Annotated in this window: 8 protein-coding genes; all 8 read right to left on the bottom strand. The window is 68.0% G+C overall.

Features of this window, described 5'->3' with window-relative positions; genetic code table 11:
• Window positions 1–323, bottom strand: a 323-nt coding sequence (locus JMF90_RS24995; protein ID WP_305790757.1) for a TCP-1/cpn60 chaperonin family protein, incomplete at its 3' end; no start/stop codon positions are given.
• A gap of 46 nt (window positions 324–369) precedes the next feature.
• A complete protein-coding gene (locus JMF90_RS24990) occupies window positions 370–663 on the bottom strand; it encodes a co-chaperone GroES (protein ID WP_011544732.1) in 294 nt (97 codons plus the stop codon).
• Between the two features lie 391 nt (window positions 664–1,054).
• On the bottom strand, window positions 1,055–1,567 hold the full coding sequence (locus JMF90_RS24985; RefSeq protein WP_201316762.1) for an SRPBCC family protein: 513 nt from the start codon (window positions 1,565–1,567) through the stop codon (window positions 1,055–1,057).
• Window positions 1,568–1,611: 44 nt separating this feature from the next.
• Window positions 1,612–2,244: a sigma-E factor regulatory protein RseB domain-containing protein gene (locus tag JMF90_RS24980; protein ID WP_041489164.1), complete on the bottom strand. Its 633-nt coding sequence runs from the start codon at window positions 2,242–2,244 to the stop codon at window positions 1,612–1,614.
• A complete protein-coding gene (locus JMF90_RS24975) occupies window positions 2,241–2,663 on the bottom strand; it encodes a quinol oxidase (RefSeq protein WP_201316761.1) in 423 nt (140 codons plus the stop codon). The genes JMF90_RS24980 and JMF90_RS24975 overlap by 4 nt, the downstream gene beginning before the upstream one ends.
• Window positions 2,664–2,689: 26 nt before the next feature.
• Complete coding sequence (locus JMF90_RS24970; RefSeq protein ID WP_027807803.1) at window positions 2,690–3,472, bottom strand: anti-sigma factor; 783 nt, start codon at window positions 3,470–3,472, stop codon at window positions 2,690–2,692.
• Entirely contained in the window at window positions 3,469–3,984 is a 516-nt protein-coding gene (locus JMF90_RS24965) for a sigma-70 family RNA polymerase sigma factor (protein ID WP_006476746.1), read from the bottom strand. The genes JMF90_RS24970 and JMF90_RS24965 overlap by 4 nt, the downstream gene beginning before the upstream one ends.
• 27 nt (window positions 3,985–4,011) lie before the next feature.
• Window positions 4,012–4,371, bottom strand: a complete 360-nt coding sequence (locus JMF90_RS24960; protein ID WP_006476747.1) for a hypothetical protein — start codon at window positions 4,369–4,371, stop codon at window positions 4,012–4,014.
• Window positions 4,372–4,667: the final 296 nt, after the last annotated feature.

Genomic DNA, 4,667 nt, shown 5'->3' with positions numbered 1-4,667 from the left:
GCGACGTACTTCATGCCTTCGCGAACGATCGATTGCGCGAGGACGGTTGCCGTCGTCGTGCCGTCGCCTGCGTTGTCGCTGGTCTTGGAAGCGACTTCCTTGACCATTTGCGCGCCCATGTTCTGGAGCTTGTCCTTCAGCTCGATTTCCTTCGCGACCGACACACCGTCCTTGGTGACCGTCGGGCCGCCGAAGCTGCGCTCGAGCACGACGTTGCGGCCCTTCGGACCCAGCGTGACCTTGACTGCGTTGGCGAGAATGTTCACGCCTTCGACCATCTTCGAACGGGCGGAATCGCCGAATACGACGTCTTTAGCTGCCATCTTCTAACTCCTTGAATTCTTGGGAATATGTACCGTCGGAGGACGCTTACTTGGCGTTGACCACGGCCATGATGTCTTCTTCGCGCATGACCAGCAGTTCCTGGCCGTCGACCTTCACGGTCTGACCTGCGTACTTGCCGAACAGGACACGATCGCCGACCTTCACGTCGAGTGCGATCGGTGCGCCCTTGTCGTCGCGCTTGCCCGGGCCGACCGCGAGGATCTCGCCTTGATCCGGCTTTTCAGCAGCAGCTTCGGGGATCACGATGCCCGAGGCGGTCTTGGTTTCCTGATCCAGGCGCTTGACGATCACGCGATCGTGCAAAGGACGAAGGTTCATATTCACTCCTCTCTTGACTGAGATTGAAGAACGCTTAGGGAATCTGCCCGGCTTATCGCCCGGCAGAGAATTGTTAGCACTCTCGTGCAGCGAGTGCTAATTATATGGACGGGTTTTGACAAATTCAAGAAGGGGAACCAGAGGAATTTTTGGGGCGGCGACGCGGCGGGAAAACCCACGAAAACAACCAAAAACCCTTTCAAAACAAATCCATGACGTACGCAACCGCCCCGGCGGAAGGGCTCGAGCGGCCCGCGCCTGTCATCCAGCCCCGTTTGGACACCGGGTAAGCCCGGAGTTCCTGAGACCGATGACATCGCATCGAAAAAACCGTGCGGACGCCGATTTCGTCTGCCGCGACGTGCTCGTTCGCCGGCGTCGCCGGGCCGCTTCACGCGTCGGCGCAGTCCGCGTCCGTCAGCGGCCGGAAGATCCGGCCCTCCGTCTCGACGGTCGTGGCCAGCCGCCGGGCGAGGCCCTTCGCGCCTTCGCGCATCACGACGTCGTGATTCCATCGGAACAGCGGCCGTGCCAGCGGCTCCAGCCAGTTCATCCAGCCATGCGTGCGGATGTGCCAGTCGTAGCGCACGACGGTGCGCGCGCCGGCGGCGGCGAACGACCAGCGTCCGTCGCCCTCGATCGCGCCGCTCGCACGACCTTCGAGCGCATGCGGCCGCTCGACGCGCCGCACGCGCATGTCGAAGGTCAGCCGGTACGGCAGCGCGCCCTTCCATGTATACCGGTGCAAGGCGCCGACGCCGCGCGCGTCGCCCGGCTCGAGCTCGACGGTACGCACGGCGCCCTTCCACCAGTCGGGCCAGCGGTCGACCTGATAGATCGCATCCCAGACCGCCGCGAGCGACGCATCCACCCGCCAGGTCGTCGAAAACCGGTATTCCGCCATGCAGCCTCCGGCATGCGCGTTCGGGAACGCGGATCGGCGCGCCGTCAGGGCGCGAAGAAACGCTCGGGAAACGCGACGTCGATCTCCACGTCGTCGAGCGTCACGGTTTCGAGCGGCACGTCGTCATCGTCGGCGTAGCTCACCACTTTCAGTGGAAAACCATCCGCGGCGTCGAGCCACAACCGGTAACGATGCACGCCGTCGACCGCGTGCGCGGGCGCGCCCGTGACCAGCACGCGCTGCGCGGTCCGGCCGCCGACGGCTTCCTCGCCTTCGATCACCGTCGCGCCGCCCTGCTGCAGCGCATGCACGTTGCGCAGCAGTTCGCCGACGTCCGAGCGGTCGACCCGGTGGCCGGCGCGGTCGCGCACGAGCGGATTGGACGGCGACAGCGTCAGCGCGGGCGGCGCATGCGTGCCGAACGGGCGCAGCCGCACCTTGCCGTCCCCGGGATCGTACGCGAGCACCGCGCCACGATGCGGCGACACGAAATCCATCCGGACGAAGCCCGGCTTCAGGTACGCGTAGCGGATTTCGGTGCGCTCGCCGTCGCGCGCCGACGAGCGGATCGTCGCGCGGTACGAGCGGACGTGGTCGAAATGCGACTGCGCGACGGTCACGGGATCGGCTGTCATGCTCGCTCCTATCAGGCTCGCGGCCAGCAACGCGGCGATCACGGCGCTGCCTCGACATCGAGTACGCCTTCCATCCCGCGCTCGCGATGGCTGCGGAAAAACAGCAGCCGGTGCGTGCAATAGTAGGCGAACCGGCCCGGCTGCTGCGGCGTGAAACGAAACGTTCTCGGCGTGGTGCCGAGCTCGGTATGCACCGCGATGCCCGCCTGCGGCGGCGCGTCGATCTCGAAGCTGTGCGGCACCACGCCGGGCTCGGCCGATACGGTCAGCTCGACCGGCACGTGCGCGCGGACGATCACGTGGTTCGGCCGGAAGAAATAGCTGCCGCCGACGATCGTCACGCGCTGCACGCCATCGGCATCGACCGGCACGCGCACGGGTGCATCGCCCTGCGCTTGCGCAAGCATCGTGCCCGCGACGACCGCCGTCAGCACCACCCCCTTCATCATCGCCGTCTTCATCGCCTGCTCCCCGCGGGCACCGCACGTCATCCCTTCCACGCGTCGGTCGGCCCGCCCAGCGCGCCGCATGCGTCGATCGCGAGTTCGCGCAGACGCCGTTCGTCGCCACGGCCGGACAGCGCATAACCCATGCCGCGATCCGACCAGAAATACGTGTATCGACCGTCGGCCGACATCGCCCGCGGCGCGAGGCGACGCGCATCGTATGCGGTCATGTACAGCGTCACGCGCGCGCCGTCCGCGCGCTGGTACATGAGCTGCGCGGCCGGCCCCGCGTCGCCGGGCAGCAATCGACCGCCCAGCAGCGCGTAACCGTATTCGTCGAGCGACGGCGCGCGCACCGGCCGGCCAATCCGCGCCGACAGCCACGCGGCGAGACGCTTGGGATCGGCCGCACCGACTTCCACCGGATGCTCGTGGTCGGCGGCGTACACGGCGTACGCGACATCCGCGCGCGTGGCGAACGCCGGTTCGCGGCCGAACGCCACCCAGCCCGCATGCAGCGCGACACCGATCAGCAGCCCGGCCGCCAGCCCGGCGAACGCGTGGGCGACGGCGCGCCAGCGCGGCGCGCGGCGCTGCACGAACAACGCGGGCGCGGCGGCCGGCAACGGGAACAGTGCTTTCAGCGCATCGCGCTGAGCACGGTAATGGGCGAATCGTTCGGCTTCCTGCGGATCGGACTGCAGGCGCTCGAGCATCTCGCGCCGCTCGTGCCCGGACAGTTCGCCGTCCAGCAGCGCGGACAGCAGTTGCGCCGACGCATCGTCGTCCTGCTGATTCGAAGGCTTGCGCGGATCGTCCATCATGGCTTCCCGATCACCCGTAACGTGGCCGTGCCGTGCGGCGACGGCGCGTCCGACAGCAACGCGCGCATCTGCGCACGCGCCCGCGCGAGCCGCGACATCACCGTGCCGACCGGCACGCCGAGCACTTGCGCGGCATCGCGATAGCTCAACTCCTCGAGCGCGACCAGCAGCAGCACCTCGCGCTGCTCGACCGGCAGCCGGTACAGCGCGCGCTGCACGTCGCGCAACTCCAGGCCGCCGACCTCGCCGGCGGGGGCAGCCATCGTCTGCCACGGCGCCGTCGCGTCGTCGACCGCGATCTCGTGCCGCGCGCGCAACTGATCGATGAAGCGGTGCCGCAACAGCGTCAGCAACCACGCGCGCAGGTTGCCGCCGTCGCGCGGCGGCCGGTTCAGCGCACGCTCGAGCGTGTCCTGCACAAGATCGTCGGCCCACGCGCGCTCGCCCGTCAGCGCACGCGCATAGCGCGTGAGATGCGGAAGCCACACCAGCAGGTCCGACTCATAGCTCATCGGGATGCCTCGCGCGTCGCCGCGCGGTCACGGCCGTGCGACGTGCCACATGCCGCCGATTCCGTCGCCGCCCGCGTCGCCGGCCTTGTGGTCCATCTTCCAGCGATACAGCGGGCGGCCGCGGTACGCCCACTGCTTTTTGCCGTCGTCGCGGGCGACGAGGCTCAGCGCCCCCGACGCCTTGTCGTACGCGTCGGCGAGCGCGGGCGGCCAGTTGGCTGCGCACGTGCCGTCGCACATGCTCTTGCCCGGCGCATCGCGATCGAACACGTACAACGTCATGTGCGCTTCGTCGACCAGTTTCCCGTCGCCGACCTGTGGCGGTTCCGCGGCCGCCGGCCGCACGATCGCCGCCGTCAGCGCGGTGGCGAAGAGCATCCGTTTCATTCCCGTTCTCCTTGACGTCGTGTCGCGACACGGTGCCGCCGGACGGGACGATCGGCTGCGTCGCGATCATTATCCCGCCGGCCGGCGGTGCCGGAACTCGGTATGTAAACGGACAGGGATGGCCGGTTATTCCATGCCACGCCGCGACGCGCGGCGGCGATCATTCATGCGACGAAAGCGAGCGGAAGCCTGAAATAACAACGCGGCATGACATCGCTGTCATGCCGCGTTGCGCGACCCCTGTTGCAGGGGCCGTATCGCGCGAGCGTCTCGCACGACGGCCGATACGGCGCCGT

This window comes from Burkholderia sp. E168m23, from assembly GCF_016586125.1.
Lineage (GTDB): Bacteria > Pseudomonadota > Gammaproteobacteria > Burkholderiales > Burkholderiaceae > Burkholderia > Burkholderia orbicola.
The sequence above is the reverse complement of the archived record's forward strand: the minus strand, read 5'-3'. Positions and strand labels throughout refer to the sequence as shown.